Below are 17,367 nucleotides of genomic sequence, written 5' to 3'. Positions count from 1 at the left end.
CATGTTTTGAACATGAAACCGCCCATGACGTGGCGTGTGAGAGCGCTATAATCGGCAGCCATGAGTAGAAAAGCAGGAAGAAAGCAGGAAAAGCGCCGCAGCATAGGTTTTATCGGGCTGATCTGGCGACTGGGGCTGGTTGGGATTCTGATGCTGGTGGCCTGGACCATCTATCTGGATGTCCAGGTGACCTCCCGGTTCGAGGATCATCGCTGGGAAATTCCCTCTCGGGTCTATGCGCAGCCTCTTGAGCTCTACGCAGGGGCGCCGGTGGGGGCTGAAGCGCTGGCACAGGAGCTGGAGGCCCTGGGGTATCAGCCGGTTTCAGGTGCACCGCGGGATGCCGGGCAGTTCCAGCGTCAGGGCGGACGCTTCCGGATCCGGACGCGCGGGTTCCACTTTCCGGATGGCAGGGAACCCGCCCGCAATCTGCGGGTGACGGCGGACAGCGGCACGATTACCGGGTTCGAGGCTCCCGGGGAGACGGCGCTTGCACGGCTGGAACCCCGCCGTATTGCCAGCATCTACCCCGGCCATGGTGAGGATCGTGTCCTGGTGCAGCTCGACGACCAGCCGGAGCTCTTCCGCGAGACCCTGCTGACGGTTGAGGATCGGGGCTTCCCGTCCCATTACGGGGTGGAGCCCTCGGCCATCGCCCGTGCCTTCATCGCCAATCTGCAGGCCGGGCGGGTGGTGCAGGGTGGCAGTACCCTGACCCAGCAGCTGGTCAAGAACTTCTGGCTCTCCAGTGAGCAGACCTACTGGCGCAAGTTCAACGAAGCCATCATGGCGATTCTGCTGGAAGCCCGTTACTCCAAGGAGGCGATCCTGGAGGCCTACATGAATGAGGCCTACCTGGGGCAGTCCGGAACACGCGCCATTCACGGGTTTGGGTTGGCCAGCCGCTTTTACTTCGCGAAACCATTCAGTGAGCTGGAACTCCATGAGACGGCGCTGCTGGTGGGTATGGTGCGCGGTCCCGGCTACTACAATCCACGGACCCGGCCCGAGCAGGCCCGGGCCAGGCGTGACCTGGTGCTGGAGCTGCTGGCTGATCGGGGGCTGATCACCGAATCACGCGCGACCTCCCTCAAGAGGCGGACTCTGGATGTGGCGGCAGCGCCGGACGAGGATACCCACCGCTACCCCGCCTTCATGGACCTGGTGCGTGAACACCTTTCACGGGATTACCGGGACGAGGATCTGGAAACCGCTGGCCTGCGCATTTTCACCACGCTGGATCCGCGGTTGCAGGCAACAGCTGAATCGAGAGCCAGCGGCATGATGGCTGCCCTGGAACAGGGGCAGGAAGCAGGGACCCTGGAGGGGGCCGTTGTGATCACCGGGCGTGAAAGCGGTGAAGTAGAGGCGCTGGTGGGCGGGCGCGACACGCGGTTCCCAGGCTTCAATCGGGCCATGAACGCCAGCCGGCCGATCGGCTCCCTGGTCAAGCCGGCAACCTATCTTACTGCCCTGGAAAAGCCGGCCCGCTATACTCTGATCTCGCCCCTGAAGGATGAGCGCTTCCGCCTGGAGTTTGATAACGGTGATACCTGGTCGCCAGCCAATTTCAGTGGTGAATCCCACGGTCAGGTACCACTGCACAGGGCCCTTTCCCACTCCTACAACCAGGCCAGTGTCCGGCTCGGGCTGAATCTCGGGGTGCCGGCCGTGACCGAAACCCTCCAGCGGCTGGGCATGGAGGATGAGCCGCCACAGTACCCCTCCCTGCTCCTGGGCAGCGTTGAGATGACACCGCTGGAAGTGGCGCGGATGTACCAGACCATCGCCTCCGGCGGGTTCCGGGTGCCACTGCGTAGCATCCGCAGTGTCACCACGCCGGAGGGCGAGGTGCTGTCCCGTTACGACCTGCGGATGGAGCAGGTGGTTGAACCAGGGCCGATGCACCTTCTGCACTACGCCATGCAGGAGGTGATGCGCGAGGGTACGGGCAGCTCGGTGTACAATCTCATCCCGGAACGGCTGCACACGGCCGGTAAAACGGGGACCACCAATGAAGGCCGGGACAGCTGGTTTGCTGGGTTCACCGGGGATCATCTCGGGGTGGTCTGGGTGGGTGGTGACGATTACGATGCCACCACGCTCACGGGCGGCTCGGGCGCGTTGCAGATCTGGGGCCGGATTATGGCCGACAGCTCCACCAGGGCGTTTTCGCCGGTGGTGCCCGGCTCCGTGGACTACCACTGGGTGGACTCAAAGACCGGGGGGATTACGGCGAAGGGCTGTGACGGCGCAAGGCGGATTCCCTTCATACAGGGCTCGGAACCCCAGGAAGAGGTGCCCTGCAGCGACGGTATGGGCAATCGGATCCAGCGGTGGTTCCAGCAGATTTTCTGACGGAGGTAGACAGGATGACCATTCAACCCTGGATCCGGTGGGGCAGCATGGCTCTTGCGGTCCTGCTTCTGGCGGGCTGCAGCGTGCGGTTCCAGCCGCCGGAAGAAGACACCGGAACCGAGGTCGAGCCCATCGGTAAGCGGACGGAGGAGTCTGCTGAGGTGGAGGAACCGTCCGAGGATGAGCCGCCCAGTGTTGACCGCCAGCGTGAAAGTGGAGGCAGGGTTCCGGATGCGGCGCGCGGGCTGCTGGCCTCAGCGGATTCGGCTCTGGAGGCCGGTAATGATGGGCGGGCTCTGGACCTGATCCAGCGGGCGCAGCGTATCGCGCCGGATGCGGCGGCGGTCTATTACGCGCTGGGTCGGGTCTACCGGGAAAAAGGAAACCCGGCGCGTGCCGAACAGTTCGTGCTCAAGGGCATCAGCAAGGCGGGCAATGACCGGGCGCTCCGGCAGGAGGGCTGGTTGGAACTGGCAGCCATCCGCGCCCGCATGGGCGACCAGGCGGGCGCGGCGGATGCCAGGGAACGGGCCGGGCAGATGTAGCCCGGTCCGGTGCGGGTTACTGGCTGCCGACGAAGTCTTCGGTCTGAGTTTCGTTGGTTGAGACCGTCACGTTGCGGGTGCCGGTGAAGGTCAGGTCGTTATCGGCATCTGGGTCGTCGGCGTCACAGGTGTAGCCGATGGTGTAATCGCCTTCGGTCAGGAACGCTGCCCGATAGCTCAGTTCGCCGCCACTTTCCGGTTGTTCCACGGCTGCCGTCATCAGCGGTTCTTTGTCGGTTTTGCTGTTGTAGTCGATGGGCTCCGCGTTCTGGCCTTCATAGACATAAACAGCCCCATTGAAGCTTGTGTTCTCGTTACATTGGTTGCTGATGACATTGCTGAATACAGTGCCTTCGATGGCGCCGACCTCGCTGTTGTCCACCAGCCGCAATGAGGGCCTCAGGAAGTATCCGTCCTGCCCCTGCGGGTCTGTAATGGCGGAACGCAGGTCAAAGTCGACTGTAAAATCCGCCGAGCCGCCCTGAGGGACAGTGAAACCGCTGGACAGCTGAAGCCCTCTTGCTGATTGCACGGCCAGGTCAGCGGTGCCTCCGTTGTCTTCTTTGACCACATACATGTCTGGAAATGTCTGGTTGTCCACAACATTGAGTCGGATCCACTCATACTCACCCGCAGGCACTTCCTCGTCGGCAATAAGGCTTGCCGCGTTGCCCCGCTGGAGGGTTAGCAGATCAATTGGTTGCTCGGCCAGCTGCTCCTCATTCAGTTCGATCTCGATCCGTTCGCCATTGCTGTGATTGAGGGTGATGCTGGTAAAGGAAATGTTCACTTCTTCCAGTGAGTCTACCGGCGCATCTGTAATGCCGAGTGAGAGAGAGCCGCTGTCGCCCCCCGAGGAAGAACTGCTGAAACAGCCGGTGAGCCCTGTCGTGGAGGCTGCGAGAACGGCAATTGCCAGTGGTTTGAGTGCATTGGATGTCATGTTCTTCTCCCTTGTCGTGTGTGGCTGATCGCCAATGCCGTTATCGGCACCTGTACTCACCACGAATGGCATCCAGGGAAGGTTCCGGATATTGCGATTACAGAATGTTCAGAGGACGGGCGTCGTTTTCCATGGAGTCTGCTATAACTGACGTCACCGCTATCCAGGCAGGTTGTATCCGTTGTTTTTCAGTCGTTCCCAGGCACGAACCTTTGATCAGCTTGTAAAGCCACATCTGCGGGGTCTTTACCGGTTTGCCCATCGTCTTACCGGGAATCCTGCGGACGCCGAGGACCTGGTTCAGGATGTGATGCTCAAGCTGTATCCCCGGACGCGGGAGCTGGAAGCGGTCCAGGATCTGAGGCCCTGGCTCAACCGGGTACTCTATCGTCAGTTCGTGGATCGGGACCGCAAGGGTAAGCGCCGCCAGGAACAGTCAGTGACGGATACCGGGGATATCGAGAACCATCAGGCCTTTCTGGACCGCTATCCCGGTGAGGGCCTGGGGCCACTGGCCGACATGGAGCGTGGGCGGGCGGGCCGTATGGTGCAGGAGGCACTGGCGGAACTGCCGCCGGACCAGCGCGCCCTTCTGATCATGTACGATGTCGAGGGGTGGGAGCAGCAGGCGATCGCGGAGGTTCTGGAGGTGGCTCCCGGTACCATCAAGTCACGGCTGCACCGGTGTCGCCAGAAACTGCGTGAACAACTGGCACGACGGATGGAACCTTAGGAGCACGCCCAGCGTGGTACTCCGTGGAGGATAGGATGATGGACTGTGAACAGTTGATTCCGCACATTGAGGATTACTGCGACGGTCGTCTCGACGAGGCCGACCGGCGTGCTGTTGCCGCGCATCTTGCGGAGTGCAGGGACTGTGCGCGGAAAGTGAAGGCGGAACAGCGCTGGCGTGAGCTTCTGCGGGAGTCCCCGGTAAGTGAGCCGGGATCAGGGTTTGAAACCCGCATTCTGGAAGCCGTGCACGGAGGGGGTGACGCCCGGCGGCGCTGGAGCACACCGGTGGCGGGTGCGGCCATGGCGGCCTGCCTGGTGGTCGGACTTTTCCTGGGGACGTGGTTCATTCCCCGGGGTGGGGACTCCGGGCCGGAAACCGTCGTGGGGCCGGTTTCGGAGAATAATGTCCAGACCATGCGTCTGGCGTTTGACTCCGGTGAGGCGCTTGAGAACGTCAATCTGACCATAGAACTGCCACCCCACGCTGAGCTGGCCTCGTTCCCCGGTGAGCGCCGTATCAGCTGGGAGGTGGACCTGGACAAGGGCGAGAACCTGCTGGCGCTGCCGGTCAGGACCCTGTTTCCGGGGGAAGGCGAACTGGTGGCACGGATCCGTCATGGCGACCGTGAACGGGTCTTCCGCGCGCCGGTTACGAGTGGTGGTGAGGGTGGATGAGGTGATGGTATGAGAATCTGGCTGAGCCCATTGTTGCTGGTGGCACTGCTTGCGGCGTCCCAGGCCTGGGGGGAGACAGATCTGGACGTGACCATACGGATGGTACCCGAGGACGAACCGGTCTCCGAGAGCGTGGTGCGCCGGATCGAGTTGCCCGAGGGGGCAGCGGAGCGTGCGAAGGAACGGGCGCGTCAGGGGCGTGAACGCGCCGGGGAGGCCGCCAGTAAGGGCCGTGACGCGCTGGAGCGTGCGCGTGAGCGGGCTCGCCAGGGACTGGAGCGGCGCCCCGGCGGGGGCGACCTCCCGGTTCCTGGGGGGGTGAAGGGCCCCGAAGTGAGTGGCCCGGGTGGGGGGGGTGCGCCCTCGTCTCCGGACCGGCCCGGTTCCGCCCCCTCTGAACGGGGTGGTCAACGCTGAAGAATCCCGCCGCAGCTGCTAGAGTTCCGGGGTCACTGGAGGAAGCCCGACCCCATGCAGCGCAAACTCGCCCATAATCCATCCGCCCTGTCGGTCCGACCCAGCGCTGTGTTGGCACTGGTGGTGCTGTTGGCTCTGATTCCCCTGCCGGTGGCGGCACAGGACACAGCCGCCCTGGTGGAGCAGGGGAAGACCGCGTTTGAAGACGGGGATTATGCCGGTGCGGCTTCCCTGTTCGAGCGGGCGCTGGCTGCGGGCGAGACCACCGAATCCCGGCTCTACAACCTCGCTGTGGCCCTGTTCCGGGCCGGCCGGCTGGATGAGGCCCGGGCGCGTTTTGAGCAGCTCCTGCCCATGACGGACAGCCCCGCACTGGTGCACTACAACCTGGGGCTTGTCGCCCTGGAGCAGGGTAGACCCGCTGGAGCCCGGGGCCACTTCTCGGACGCTCTGGTTCTGGATCGTGACGGGCGCATTGCCGCCCTGGCGGTGCAGCAGCTGGACCGCTTGGGCGTCGCCCCGCGGGCGGGCTCACGTGATGCGTGGCGCGCGCTCGTCCAGGCCGGGGGCGGCTATGAGGACAACCTCAATCTCGCCGGTGACCAACTCGTGGCATCCACCTCGGTATTCCAGGAGGCGTTTGCCTGGGGGCGGGCGCCACTCTGGCGCCGGGGCGCGCTCAGCCTGGCGGCGTCCGGTGTGGCCAGCGCCCGGCACTATTCCGGCTATGATGGGGCCGATCAGACGCTTGCAAGACCTGGGCTGGTGCTGGACTACCGTGGAACACCGGCTCTCAGTGTGGGTGCCGAGGCCGCCTCGGAATGGCAGTGGCTGGAGGCGGAGCGGGTCAGCCGGCGTGCGGACATTGCCCTTTATCTGGACTGGTCGCCCGGGCGTGGCCTGATGCAGCTGGAGGTGGGCGCCGCCTCGGTCGATGCAGGGGAAGACTTCCCGGAGCTGTCAGGCTCGGATCGCTTTTTCGAACTGGCGTACCGTCATCCGGTGGCGGACGGACTGGTTGCGGCAGCTGGCTATAGTTGGACGGAGGAAAACCGTGACGGGCTGGTTGCAGGTGACGATTTCTTCAGCGCCTCGCCCGTGCGGCACCGCCTCCGTGGCTCGATGGATTATGCGCTGTCGGCCCGCTGGTCGGTGTCAGCGGAGGCCGTTTGGCGCCTGTCCCGTTACCAGGAGGATGAGGTCCGTGGCGGCACCCGGACACTCCGGCGCCGGGAAGAGCGCTGGCGCCTGAGGCTGGGCTCCGAGTGGGAGGTCAGTGACAACTGGCACCTGACCCTGTCCGGCGAATGGGAGAGCAACCATGCGCGCCTGGAATCCCGGGATTACCGACGGACCGAGGTCCGGGTCGGGATCCGGCGCGCGTTCGGGCGCTGAAGCTCAGAGCTGCGCCATGGCGTTATCCGCCGCCTGCAGCGTGGCCTCAATGTCCGCCTCGGTGTGGGCGCCGGATACAAAGCCGGCTTCGAATGCCGCCGGGGCCAGGTAGACGCCCTGTTCCAGCATGGCGTGGAAGAAGCGGCCGAAGCGCTCGGTGTCGCAGTTGACCACGTGTTCGAAGCGGGTTACTTCCGGCTGGTCCGTGAAGAAGAGCCCGAACATGCCCCCGGCGCCCTGAACCTTCAGCGGAATGCCGTGCTTATCGGCAATTGCGGCAAAACCGTCCATCAGCTTCCGGGTACGCTGTTCCAGCTGATCGTGGAAGCCTGGCTGGGAGAGCCCTTCCAGGGTTGCGAGGCCCGCGCGCATGGCCAGCGGGTTACCGGAAAGCGTGCCTGCCTGGTAGACCGGCCCCAGCGGTGCCAGGTGACTCATGATGTCACGGCGCCCGCCGAGTGCGCCCACCGGCAGGCCACCGCCGATGATCTTGCCCAGCGCGGTCAGATCCGGAGTCACGCCGTAACGCTCCTGGGCACCGCCTGGCGCGACCCGGAAGCCGGACATCACCTCGTCGAAGATCAGCACGCTGCCGTGACGGTCGCAGATCTCGCGCAACCCTTCCAGGAAGCCAGCGACCGGCGGCACGCAGTTCATATTGCCGGCCACGGGTTCGACGATGATGCCTGCGATCTCGCTGCCGTACTCCTGGAAGATGGTCTCGACGCTTTCCAGATCGTTGAAGGTGGCAGTGAGGGTCTGTTCCGCGAGGGCCTTGGGGATGCCCGGCGAGTTGGGCTGGCCCAGAGTCAGCGCGCCTGAGCCGGCCTTCACCAGCAGCGAGTCCACATGGCCGTGGTAGTTGCCCTCGAATTTCAGGATGCGGTCACGGCCGGTATAGCCGCGCGCCAGCCGCACGGCGCTCATGGTGGCTTCGGTGCCGGAATTGGTCATGCGCACCATGTCCACTGAAGGCACCATCTCGCAGATCTTGCGGGCCATGGCAGTTTCCGTTGAGCTGGGTGCGCCATAGCCGGTGCCGTGGGTCAGCTGGTCCCGGATCGCCTCGATCACGGCGGGGGCGGCATGGCCCAGGATCATGGGACCCCAGCTGCCCACATAGTCGATGTAGCGCTTGTCATCCTCATCCCAGAGGTAGGCACCTTCTGCCTGTTTGAAGAAGATGGGCGTGCCGCCCACGCCCTTGAAGGCGCGCACCGGCGAGTTGACGCCGCCGGGGATGTATTGGCTCGCCTGCTCGAAAAGCGTATCCGACTGGCTCATGAAGAGGCTCCTGTTGCAAAAAGTTGGGTGAACTCACGGGCCGTTGCTTCGATGTCCTGCGTCGAGAACAGCCCGTGGATGACCGCGATCAGGTCCGCGCCTGCCCGGATCAGGCTGGGCGCATTATCCGTGGTTATGCCGCCGATGGCGACCCTGGGCAAGCCGAGGGCGCCTGCCTGACCGAGTACATCGGCGGAGGCGGACGGTGCCGAGCCCTTGGTGGCGGATGGGAAGAAACGCCCGAACGCGAGGTAGTCCGCGGATCCGGACGCCTGCTCCCGGGCCCGCTCCAGGTCGTCGTGACAGGTGACGCCGATGATGGCGCCAGGGCCCAGCTGCTCACGGGCTTCTTCCGGCGTTGAGTCCTCAAGGCCGAGATGGACGCCGTCGGCACCGATCTGCCGGGCCAGGGCGACGTCATCGTTCACGATCAGGGGACGCCCCCAACGCTGACAGGCCGCCAGAAGCTGCTCCGCGATGCTCCGGCGCAGCTCATCATCGGGGCGTTTGTCCCGGTACTGGACCATGACGGCGCCACCGGCCAGGGCCTGTTCAACAGCATCCACGATGCGGTCGTCCGGCAGCAGCTGGCTGTCGGTGATGGCGTAGAGTCCCTGCCCTGGCATCCGTTCAGTCATTGATCAGGCTCCTGTCCGGGACCGGCTGGCCCCGGCCGACACGCAGCGCACCCCGTATGGCACGCTCGGTGAAAATCTGGGCATGCTCAATGGCCTCGGGTAACGGCAATCCCTCGGCCAGGCCCGCGCTGATGGCCGCGGCGAGTGTGCAGCCGCTGCCATGGTATTCACCGCCCACCCGTTCCAGTTGCCATGACGAGGCGACCTGCTCCCTGCGGAAAAGCCGGTTCTCGATGGTTGGCCCGGTGCCGTGCCCGCCAGTGGCGAGAACGGCGCCGGCACCCTCATCAAGCAGTGCCTGGGCACTGGTGGTGACGTCGTCGCTGCCGCCCAGCTCCGCCAGTTCCGGGCCATTCGGGGTGATGACGGACGCCATGGGGAAGAGCTCCGAGCGCATGGCTGCCACCAGCTTCCCATCCGCCAGCTCACCGCCACCGGCGGCTTTGATCACCGGGTCCACCACCAGAGGTAATGGCCCGAGCTCGTCCAGGACCGTACGCAGCATGCTGACGATGCGGTGATCTCCCATGGCACCGGTCTTGATGGCGTGGATGGGGGAGTCAGCGGCCACTGAGCGGATCTGGCGTGCAATCAGTTCAGGGTCAACCGCTTCCGCACCGTGCACATTACAGGTGTCCTGCACGGTCAGGCAGCTCAGCACCGGCAGCGGGTGCGCTCCCATGGCGGTGATGGCCTGGATGTCGGCCTGGATGCCGGCTCCGCCGGACGGGTCCAGGCCCGAGATAACGAGTACCTGGGGGCGTGTATTGGGCATCAGAAGGGCCTCAGAACGGCGAGCAGAATAATGGCGACCAGAAGCAGGACCGGCGCCTCGTTGATCCAGCGGAAGAAGATGTGGCCCCTGGTGTTGCGGTCATCCCGGAAGAGCCGGACGAAATGCCCGCACCACAGGTGGTAGGCCACCAGCACCGCGATCAGCAGCAGCTTGATGTGCAGCCACCCCTGCTGCAGGTAGTACTCCGGGTTCAGGGCGATAAGCCAGGTGCCGAAGATCAGTGTGGCGATCATGGACGGGTTCATGATGCCGCGGTACAGCTTGCGCTCCATGGTCCGGAACCGTTCCCGGCCGGGTTCATCCTCGGTCATGGCGTGGTAAACGAAAAGGCGGGGCAGGTAGAAGATACCCGCGAACCAGGTGACCATGGCCATGAGATGGAACGCTTTGATCCAGAGCACAGGAACTCCTTAACCGACTGAATGATTCAGGCATGGTACAATGCTCTGTTACGGGCGCCAACGAGCGGAACCAGTACAGAGGAGGCAGAACGTGATCACAGTGGGCATTGTCGGGGGTACCGGCTATACAGGCGTGGAGCTGCTGAGGCTGCTGGCGCTGCATCCGGGTGTGGAGGTGGCGCTGATCACCTCGCGCTCGGAGGCCGGGCGTCCGGTGGCGGAACTCTTTCCGAGCCTGCGTGGCCACTGTGATCTGGCCTTTGAGGATCCGGATGATGAGCGTCTGGCTGAGTGCGACCTGGTGTTCTTCGCCACGCCCAATGCGGTAGCGATGGACAGTGTGGGGCACCTGCTGGAGCAGGGCGTGAAGGTTGTGGACCTGTCCGCCGATTTCCGGCTGCAGGAGCGCGAGGTCTGGGAACACTGGTATGGCACTACCCATACCGCGCCGGATCTCATCCGCGAAGCGGTGTATGGCCTGCCGGAGATCAACCGGGAGCAGATTCGGGGGGCGCGCCTCGTGGCCAATCCCGGCTGTTATGCCACGACCATCCAGCTGGGCTTCCTGCCGATGATCGAGGCGGGCGTGGTGGATCCGTCACGGCTGATCGCGGATGGCAAGTCCGGTGCCAGCGGTGGTGGCCGGCAGGCCCGCATGGGCATGCTGCTCGGCGAGGCCGGGGAGAGCTTCCGGGCCTATGCGGCCTCCGGCCACCGGCACGGACCGGAGATTGAGCAGGGGCTGCGGATGATGCAGGCGCGCTCGGCGCCTCAGGTTACCTTTGTACCCCATCTGGTGCCCATGGTCCGTGGCATTGAGGCTACGCTCTATGCGGAGATCTCAGATGAGGCTGCGGACTTTCAGGCCATCTACGAGAACCGCTTCCGCGATGAGCCCTTTGTGGACGTGATGCCCTGGGGTTCGTTGCCCGAGACGCGCTCAGTGCGTGGTGAGAATACCTGCCGGATGGCTTTGCACCGCCAACCGGGCCAGAACCGGATCATTGTCAGCTCGGTCACGGACAACCTGGTCAAGGGTGCTGCCGGGCAGGCGATCCAGAACATGAACCTGATGTGTGGTTTTGATGAACGCGAAGGGCTGAAGGCGCCCGCGCTTCTGCCCTGAGGACCAATCCCATGGCACGCTCCGATTCTTCGGAAGAACTGGTACTGGTTCGCCAGCGGCGCGGTGAGCGCCTGCGGCGGCTGACGATTCTGCTGGTGTTTTCGGTCACCTCAGGGGGCGCGGGCTTTATGCTTGGGAGTCACCAGTACAGGGCTCGCTTCCAGGCAGCGGAGGAGGGCTTTGAAACGGTGCGCGAGGAGCGTGACCGGCTTCAGGAAAAGGTTACCGAGTACCGTCGGGAGCTGTTGCGGGTGGAGCGAGATCAGGAAGTGGACCGCCACAGTCTGCGTGAAGCCCAGGACACGATCCGCGAACTGGAGCAGGCTCTTCAGGAGCACAAGTCCGAGATCAGTTTCTATAAGAGCATCATGGCGCCTGAGGATCTTGAAACCGGACTCCAGGTGTTCCGCATGGATCTGGATCCCACCAGCAATCCAGACCGTTGGCGCTACAATCTTGTGCTCAGCCAGATCGGCGACAATAACCGGTTTGTGTCAGGCCATGTGAAAGTCCATCTTGTGGGCTATGTTGGAGAGGAACGGCAGCGGCTTCCGCTGCACAGGATTTCGGACTCACGCGAGGATAACGACATCGAGTTCCGGTTCCGCTATTTCCAGTCAGTGGATGGGGATATGACGATTCCCGAAGGGTTTGAACCCCATTCCATCCAGGTTGCAGCGGTTACGGACAACGGTCGTGAAACATCCGAGCGTGAATTTTTCTGGCAGGACAAAACAGGGGGCGAGGCGGATGTTTCGCAAGTCCAGGACGATCAATAAAGGTTCGGGTCAGTACGACACACTGGTTTCGAACAAGATGTCCATAACCGGGGATGTGCATTTCTCCGGCGGTCTGCATATCGATGGGCGTGTTGAGGGTACGGTCTACGCCGAGGAAGGTTCGGATGCAGTGCTTCGCATCAGTGACGTTGGCGAGGTGGTCGGCGATGTCTATGCACCGCACATCATCATCAACGGTACGGTGCATGGCAATGTCTATTCCTCGGAGGATCTTGAACTGGCTTCCAAGGCCTCCATCCATGGCAACGTGTATTACCATCTGATTGAGATGGCCATGGGGGCGGCGGTTAATGGCAGCCTGCTGCATCAGCGTGAGGGTGGCCTTCCGGGTGGCTCCAGGACGCTGCCCTCGGGGCATCGCGAGCAGCAGCAGGAGAGCGGTGCCAGGGCGGCGAGCCCCGCTGCGGGAGATGATGAGGCCCGGAATGAAGAGCCGGGGGAAGGCAGCTCAACGAGCTCCCTGGAGAGGGCGTCGAGCGTCTGACCCGGGGTGGCGCAATCAGGCTTGTCAGGCCGGTACTCTGGTTCACATAATGGTCTGACTTGAATGGAACAGCAGTTGGGAGTGATCGCATGGGCGTGGTTCAGGAACAGGCGGCAATACCGGTGTTTTTCACCGAATCAGCCGTTGCACGTGTGCGTGAGCTGATTACCGAGGAAGGTAATCCCGATCTCAAGCTGCGCGTGTTCATTACGGGCGGTGGTTGCTCCGGCTTCCAGTACGGCTTCACCTTCGATGAGAATCAGGCGGACGATGATGCGGCAGTTGAGCGCGATGGCGTGACCCTGCTTGTGGATCCGTTGAGCTACCAGTATCTGGTGGGTGCTACCGTTGATTATGAAGAGGATCTGATGGGCGCCCAGTTCCGGGTTCAGAACCCGAATGCCACCAGTACCTGCGGCTGCGGGTCTTCATTCAGCATCTGAGGTTCCGGCCCCGCCGGGCCAAACCCCACCAAGTACTCTTGGCCCCGACGCACCGGTAACCGAAGGCAGGTTGCCGGGGGCGTTATTGAGTCTCTGGCGTGCCAGCCACGCGAAAGCCGCTCCCTCCACACTCTGTGGATCCAGCCCCAGGGCGGTCGTGGAACCCACCGACGCCTCCGGAAGCAGGCTGGCAACACGCTCCGCCAGAAGCGGGTTGAAAGCGCCGCCTCCCGCCAGGAAGACCTCTTCCGCGCCCATGGCGTTGATGTCCCGGGTGACCGTCACAGCGGTCAGTTCCAAAAGCGTTCTCTGAACATCCTTTGGCTTTGGTGTATCGGGCAGAGCTCTCAGGTGAGCCTCCAGCCAGTCTTCATTGAAATGTTCCCGGCCGGTGCTTTTGGGCGGTTGTCTGGAGAAATAGGTGTCGCTCAGGAATGTTCTAAGAAGCGGCTCGCAGACGGTTCCGGAGGCCGCCCATTCGCCGTTGTGATCGAAAGAGTGCCCCTGGTGGCGTTTGCACCACAGGTCCATCAAGCGGTTGGCCGGGCCTGTATCGTGGCCCCGGGGCGGCCTGTGGTCGCCCGGGATCAGGGTGATATTGGCGATTCCTCCCAGGTTGATCAGGCAGCGCATCCGACCGGGGGCGCTGAACAGCCAGGTGTGGAATGCGGGTGCAAGCGGGGCTCCCTGGCCGCCAGCGGCAATGTCGCGCCTGCGGAAGTCGCCTACGGTGGTGATGCCGGTGCCTTCGGCAATGCGGTTGGGATCCGCGATCTGCAGGCTGAAGGGAGAGGGCGGTTCTGCGCAGTGCTGGACTGTCTGGCCATGGCTGCCGATGGCCGTGACGTGTTCCGGCCTCAGGCCGGCTTTTTCAGTGACGGCAAGGGCCGCGTGGGCAAAAGCATCCCCCAGCCGGGTATCCGCTTCACCCAGAAGTGATGGCGTCCCCTGATTGGCGGCGAGTTCTTCCAGCTGGGCCTGAAGATTGTCCGGATAGCTGTGGCTGGTGTGCCAGCTGGTTTCAATGCCCTCGGGGCCAAACCCGACCAGAACCGCATCGATCCCGTCCATGCTGGTGCCGGACATGAGACCGATGTACCAGTCAGGCTGGCCTGCCATTCACTCCTCGGCCAGGGCGATCTGGAAGGAGTTGTCCTCCTCGGAGAGGCGGGCAAGGCGCGGGTTGGTCTGGGCCCGGAACTGGGCCATCTGGTCCTCCGGAATAGGCTCTGCGTCCGGCAGGCTGACATGCAGCGGGTTCCGGGGGCGGCCACTGACCCTGTATTCATAGTGCAGGTGCGGCCCGGTCGCCAGTCCGCTCATGCCGACGTAGGCGATCACGTCGCCCTGCTGGACGGTTTCACCCCGACGAAGTCCTCTCCTGTAGCTGCGCAGGTGGCTGTAGACGGTGGAAACCTCATTGCCGTGATCAATACGGACGGTTTTGCCATAGCCGCCATCCCGCCCCACATAGGTGATCCGACCGTCGCCGGAGGCTTTAACGGGGGTGCCCGGTGAGGCCGCGAAATCCGTGCCTTCGTGAGGCCGGACCCGGTTGAGGATGGGGTGGCGGCGGTTCATGTCGAAGTGGGAGGAGACCCGCTGGTATTGGAGCGGGGTGCGCAGGAAAGCCTTGCGCAGGCTTTCACCTTCCGGTGTGTAGTAGTCGCTGTTGCCGTTCGCATCCGTGTAGAGGGCTGCGGAATAGGTCTTTCCCTTGTTGGTGAAAGTGGCGGCCAGAATTCGCCCGTGGCCGATCATTTCTCCATCGAGATACTGTTTTTCATACAGAACTCCAAAGCGATCACCCTTGCGAAGGTCCCGGGAGAAATCGATGCGCCACCCGAAGATGCGCGAGAGCTTGTTACGGACCTTGGTGCCCAGCCCGGCGCGATTCGCAGCAAGGATATAGGAAGTCTGGATATCGCCGGTGGCATAGGCCAGCTCCACTCTGGGTTCACGCATTTCCTCGTGAGTGTGGAAGCTCTCGTCCTGGCGCACCGCCTTGAGCTTGGTGGTGCGGCTGTTGTGCAGGACCACCATGGAGAGTTTGCCGTCATCATCAAAGCCGAATTCGATTTCCCGGCCGGCACGCAGGCGCGACAGTTCATCCGGCTTCCCTTCACCATTCAGGATGCGGTACATCTCCTGGTGACTCACGCCAGCATCGGTGAAAAGGGATGACAGAGAGTCGCCTCTCTCGATGGTGAAGCGCCGCCACTCCAGCTCGTTCTCCTGGATGTTCTCGTCGCGGGGTTCTGGTTGGGTGGCGGACGTCTGGGCTTGAGGGACGGCTGCCAGATTGATGCCGAGAAGGCTCTGGAGATCCGGTGCGTCGGCGTATGCCAGTGTCCGCGCGGGCGATACCATGCCGGCCTGTGAATACTGTTGTGTTGAGGTCTGGCTGTCCTGTGGAACGGGAGAGACAGGCGCCACGTTAAAAGCCTTTGTGGTCTGGCTCTGGTTGCTGCCCGGACTGACCAGCAGGGTGACACCAACCAGTGCGGTAATACCGGCAAGCGCGGCGATATGGGTTCCCGGGAATTGTCTGAGCACGGTTATACCCTGTTGTTTCAGTGTTGGAGCAAACTTTTCGGGCAAGTTCGCAGAATTACTCGAAGTATAATGAAAACAGCAGTGGGCGCAAAAAAACGATTGCCTTTATTGTGCGGTGCAACGCGCTCTGTGGTTTCCTGTTACAATTGCTTCCTTTGCAAGTGCCTGCGACACAAAGTGAATTTGGCGGGATTACCGCCGTGTTAATGGCTTATGAAAATTGTCAGTGTGTGTAGCGGGTAGCCCTGCTGGAACAGATCGGAGTAGACAAGTATCCATGACGAACATTGATGACGCCATCGCCCAGATCCACCGGGGTGTGGATGAGCTGATCCCCGAGGAAGACCTGGCTGCCAAGCTGCGCAGTGGCCGTAGACTGCGGATCAAGGCCGGGTTTGATCCCACGGCGCCTGATCTGCACCTGGGCCACACTGTGCTCCTGAACAAGCTGCGCCAGTTCCAGGAGCTGGGCCATGAGGTCATCTTTCTGATCGGGGACTTCACCGGCATGATCGGCGATCCCAGCGGGAAAAGTGCCACGCGCCCGCCTCTGTCAGAAGAGGAGGTGGCTGCAAACGCGGAGACCTATAAGGAGCAGGTTTTCCGGGTACTTGACCCAGAAAAGACGCGGGTTGTGTTCAACTCCACCTGGATGAATGAGATGGGCGCGGCGGACATGATCCGGCTGGCAAGTCAGTACACAGTGGCCCGCATGCTTGAGCGTGATGATTTCCACAAGCGCTACCAGGCCAATGAGTCCATTGCCATCCATGAGTTCCTCTATCCGCTGGTCCAGGGGTATGACTCCGTGGCGCTGGAGGCGGACGTGGAGCTTGGCGGCACCGACCAGAAGTTCAACCTGCTCATGGGGCGGCATCTACAGCGCCACTACGACCAGGAGCCCCAGGTGGTGCTGACCATGCCGATCCTTGAAGGGCTGGACGGGGTTCAGAAGATGTCCAAGTCCCTGGGGAACTACGTGGGGATCACGGATGCCCCGGGGCAGATGTACAGCCGGCTGCTTTCGGTTCCTGATGAGCTTGTATGGCGCTACTTCGAACTGCTGACGCTCAAGCCCATGGATGAGGTTGAGGCACTGCGCCGACAGGTGGAAGAGGAAGGGGTCAATCCACAGGAGGCCAAGAAGGCGCTGGCGCACTGGCTGATCAGTCGCTATCACGGCGAAGAGGCGGCTGAGAATGCCCATCGCTCCGCGGGGAACAGAGTGGAGCTCGGTGAGATTCCCGAAAATGTTCCCGAGGTGACCGTGGATGCAGGTGGGGAGGCTGAACTCTTTGTGGTCAGTCTGCTTAAGCAGGCGGGGCTGGCCCAGGGAGGTGCTGCCAAGGATGTGGTGAAGCATGGGGCTGTCTATGTGGACGGCGAGCCCCTTGGCGATCGACAGTCGCTGCCGGCGGGGCAGTCATACGTGATCCAGGCGGGTCGGAAGAAGATTGCGCGGGTCCATGTCCAGTGAGTGGGTGCCCGCTGACATCATTCTGAAATCTCCTGTTGACGACACCCTGTGCGGGTGTAGAATACGCATCTCTTTCGGGGCAACGGCCCACAGCGGCGGCGCTTTCGGGCGCACATGAGTTGTTCCGGGGATTGACAAAGTTCTGAAATGCTTTAGAATTTTGTTTTTCCAATCAGGGGCTTAACGCCTTCTGAGGTTCTTTAACAATGGGGTCAGGTTATTTGTGTGGGCGCTGGCTGTGGTGGTCGGTGCGATCATCAAAGTCAGTGCTCGTTGATTCGAGTGCGGTCTTTG

Annotated in this window: 18 protein-coding genes; 11 read left to right on the top strand and 7 right to left on the bottom strand. The window is 62.7% G+C overall.

Annotated elements, in window-relative coordinates; all coding sequences use genetic code 11:
* Positions 1–60: 60 nt before the first annotated feature.
* Complete coding sequence (mrcB, locus tag GLW01_RS14695; RefSeq protein ID WP_160899566.1) at positions 61–2,358, top strand: penicillin-binding protein 1B; 2,298 nt, start codon at positions 61–63, stop codon at positions 2,356–2,358.
* A 14-nt stretch (positions 2,359–2,372) separates the two neighbouring features.
* Entirely contained in the window at positions 2,373–2,903 is a 531-nt protein-coding gene (locus tag GLW01_RS14690) for a tetratricopeptide repeat protein (RefSeq protein ID WP_160899565.1), read from the top strand.
* A gap of 16 nt (positions 2,904–2,919) precedes the next feature.
* Here the strand turns inward: GLW01_RS14690 and GLW01_RS14685 are convergent, their stop codons facing one another.
* Positions 2,920–3,846 carry a DUF4382 domain-containing protein gene (locus GLW01_RS14685; RefSeq protein WP_160899564.1) on the bottom strand — a complete coding sequence of 309 codons (927 nt, stop codon included), beginning with the start codon at positions 3,844–3,846 and terminating at the stop codon, positions 2,920–2,922.
* Between the two features lie 181 nt (positions 3,847–4,027).
* On the opposite strand from GLW01_RS14685, the gene GLW01_RS14680 reads away from it, so the two are divergent.
* From GLW01_RS14680 to GLW01_RS14665, 4 genes are read left to right on the top strand one after another with little or no spacing between them, the layout of a single operon-like run.
* Positions 4,028–4,579: an RNA polymerase sigma factor gene (locus GLW01_RS14680; RefSeq protein ID WP_198949555.1), complete on the top strand. Its 552-nt coding sequence runs from the start codon at positions 4,028–4,030 to the stop codon at positions 4,577–4,579.
* A gap of 35 nt (positions 4,580–4,614) precedes the next feature.
* Positions 4,615–5,256 (top strand): anti-sigma factor family protein, encoded by a 642-nt coding sequence (locus GLW01_RS14675; RefSeq protein WP_160899563.1) that lies wholly within the window; start codon positions 4,615–4,617, stop codon positions 5,254–5,256.
* Positions 5,257–5,265: 9 nt separating this feature from the next.
* The gene (locus tag GLW01_RS14670; RefSeq protein WP_160899562.1) at positions 5,266–5,673 is read left to right on the top strand and encodes a DUF1631 domain-containing protein; all 408 of its coding nucleotides are present in this window, start codon (positions 5,266–5,268) and stop codon (positions 5,671–5,673) included.
* Positions 5,674–5,727: 54 nt separating this feature from the next.
* A complete protein-coding gene (locus GLW01_RS14665) occupies positions 5,728–7,068 on the top strand; it encodes a tetratricopeptide repeat protein (protein WP_160899561.1) in 1,341 nt (446 codons plus the stop codon).
* Positions 7,069–7,071: 3 nt separating this feature from the next.
* Here GLW01_RS14665 and hemL read toward each other — a convergent pair whose 3' ends face one another.
* The 4 genes from hemL to hemJ are packed head-to-tail and all read right to left on the bottom strand — an operon-like array spanning position 7,072 to position 10,187.
* Positions 7,072–8,352: a glutamate-1-semialdehyde 2,1-aminomutase gene (hemL, locus tag GLW01_RS14660; RefSeq protein ID WP_151441441.1), complete on the bottom strand. Its 1,281-nt coding sequence runs from the start codon at positions 8,350–8,352 to the stop codon at positions 7,072–7,074.
* Positions 8,349–8,990, bottom strand: coding sequence for a thiamine phosphate synthase (gene thiE, locus GLW01_RS14655; protein WP_151441440.1), 642 nt, complete (start codon positions 8,988–8,990; stop codon positions 8,349–8,351). The genes hemL and thiE overlap by 4 nt, the downstream gene beginning before the upstream one ends.
* The gene (gene thiD, locus GLW01_RS14650) at positions 8,983–9,765 is read right to left on the bottom strand and encodes a bifunctional hydroxymethylpyrimidine kinase/phosphomethylpyrimidine kinase (RefSeq protein ID WP_095618625.1); all 783 of its coding nucleotides are present in this window, start codon (positions 9,763–9,765) and stop codon (positions 8,983–8,985) included. The genes thiE and thiD overlap by 8 nt, the downstream gene beginning before the upstream one ends.
* Positions 9,765–10,187, bottom strand: a complete 423-nt coding sequence (hemJ, locus tag GLW01_RS14645; protein ID WP_151441438.1) for a protoporphyrinogen oxidase HemJ — start codon at positions 10,185–10,187, stop codon at positions 9,765–9,767. Before hemJ ends, thiD begins: the two co-directional genes overlap by 1 nt.
* 91 nt (positions 10,188–10,278) lie before the next feature.
* Here hemJ and argC point away from each other — a divergent pair, with 91 nt between their 5' ends.
* The 4 genes from argC (at position 10,279) to erpA (ending at position 13,040) form a co-directional block, all read left to right on the top strand.
* A complete protein-coding gene (gene argC, locus GLW01_RS14640; protein ID WP_160899560.1) occupies positions 10,279–11,313 on the top strand; it encodes an N-acetyl-gamma-glutamyl-phosphate reductase in 1,035 nt (344 codons plus the stop codon).
* A gap of 11 nt (positions 11,314–11,324) precedes the next feature.
* Entirely contained in the window at positions 11,325–12,092 is a 768-nt protein-coding gene (locus tag GLW01_RS14635; protein ID WP_160899559.1) for a DUF6776 family protein, read from the top strand.
* Positions 12,064–12,597, top strand: a complete 534-nt coding sequence (locus tag GLW01_RS14630; RefSeq protein ID WP_151441435.1) for a bactofilin family protein — start codon at positions 12,064–12,066, stop codon at positions 12,595–12,597. The genes GLW01_RS14635 and GLW01_RS14630 overlap by 29 nt, the downstream gene beginning before the upstream one ends.
* Positions 12,598–12,686: 89 nt before the next feature.
* Positions 12,687–13,040 (top strand): iron-sulfur cluster insertion protein ErpA, encoded by a 354-nt coding sequence (gene erpA / locus GLW01_RS14625; RefSeq protein ID WP_095618630.1) that lies wholly within the window; start codon positions 12,687–12,689, stop codon positions 13,038–13,040.
* Here the strand turns inward: erpA and GLW01_RS14620 are convergent.
* Both GLW01_RS14620 and GLW01_RS14615 read right to left on the bottom strand, forming a co-directional pair.
* Positions 13,026–14,159, bottom strand: coding sequence for an anhydro-N-acetylmuramic acid kinase (locus GLW01_RS14620; protein WP_160899558.1), 1,134 nt, complete (start codon positions 14,157–14,159; stop codon positions 13,026–13,028). The genes erpA and GLW01_RS14620 overlap by 15 nt on opposite strands.
* Positions 14,160–15,596, bottom strand: a complete 1,437-nt coding sequence (locus tag GLW01_RS14615; RefSeq protein ID WP_160899557.1) for a peptidoglycan DD-metalloendopeptidase family protein — start codon at positions 15,594–15,596, stop codon at positions 14,160–14,162. It abuts the gene before it with no gap.
* Between the two features lie 277 nt (positions 15,597–15,873).
* Between GLW01_RS14615 and tyrS the strand changes: the two genes are divergently transcribed.
* Entirely contained in the window at positions 15,874–17,073 is a 1,200-nt protein-coding gene (gene tyrS / locus GLW01_RS14610; protein ID WP_160899556.1) for a tyrosine--tRNA ligase, read from the top strand.
* Positions 17,074–17,367: the final 294 nt, after the last annotated feature.

The sequence above is a fragment of the Vreelandella halophila genome (genome assembly GCF_009856365.1).
Lineage (GTDB): Bacteria > Pseudomonadota > Gammaproteobacteria > Pseudomonadales > Oleiphilaceae > Halospina > Halospina utahensis_B.
Note: the sequence above shows the minus strand (reverse complement) of the source record. Positions and strands in the feature narration are given on the sequence as shown.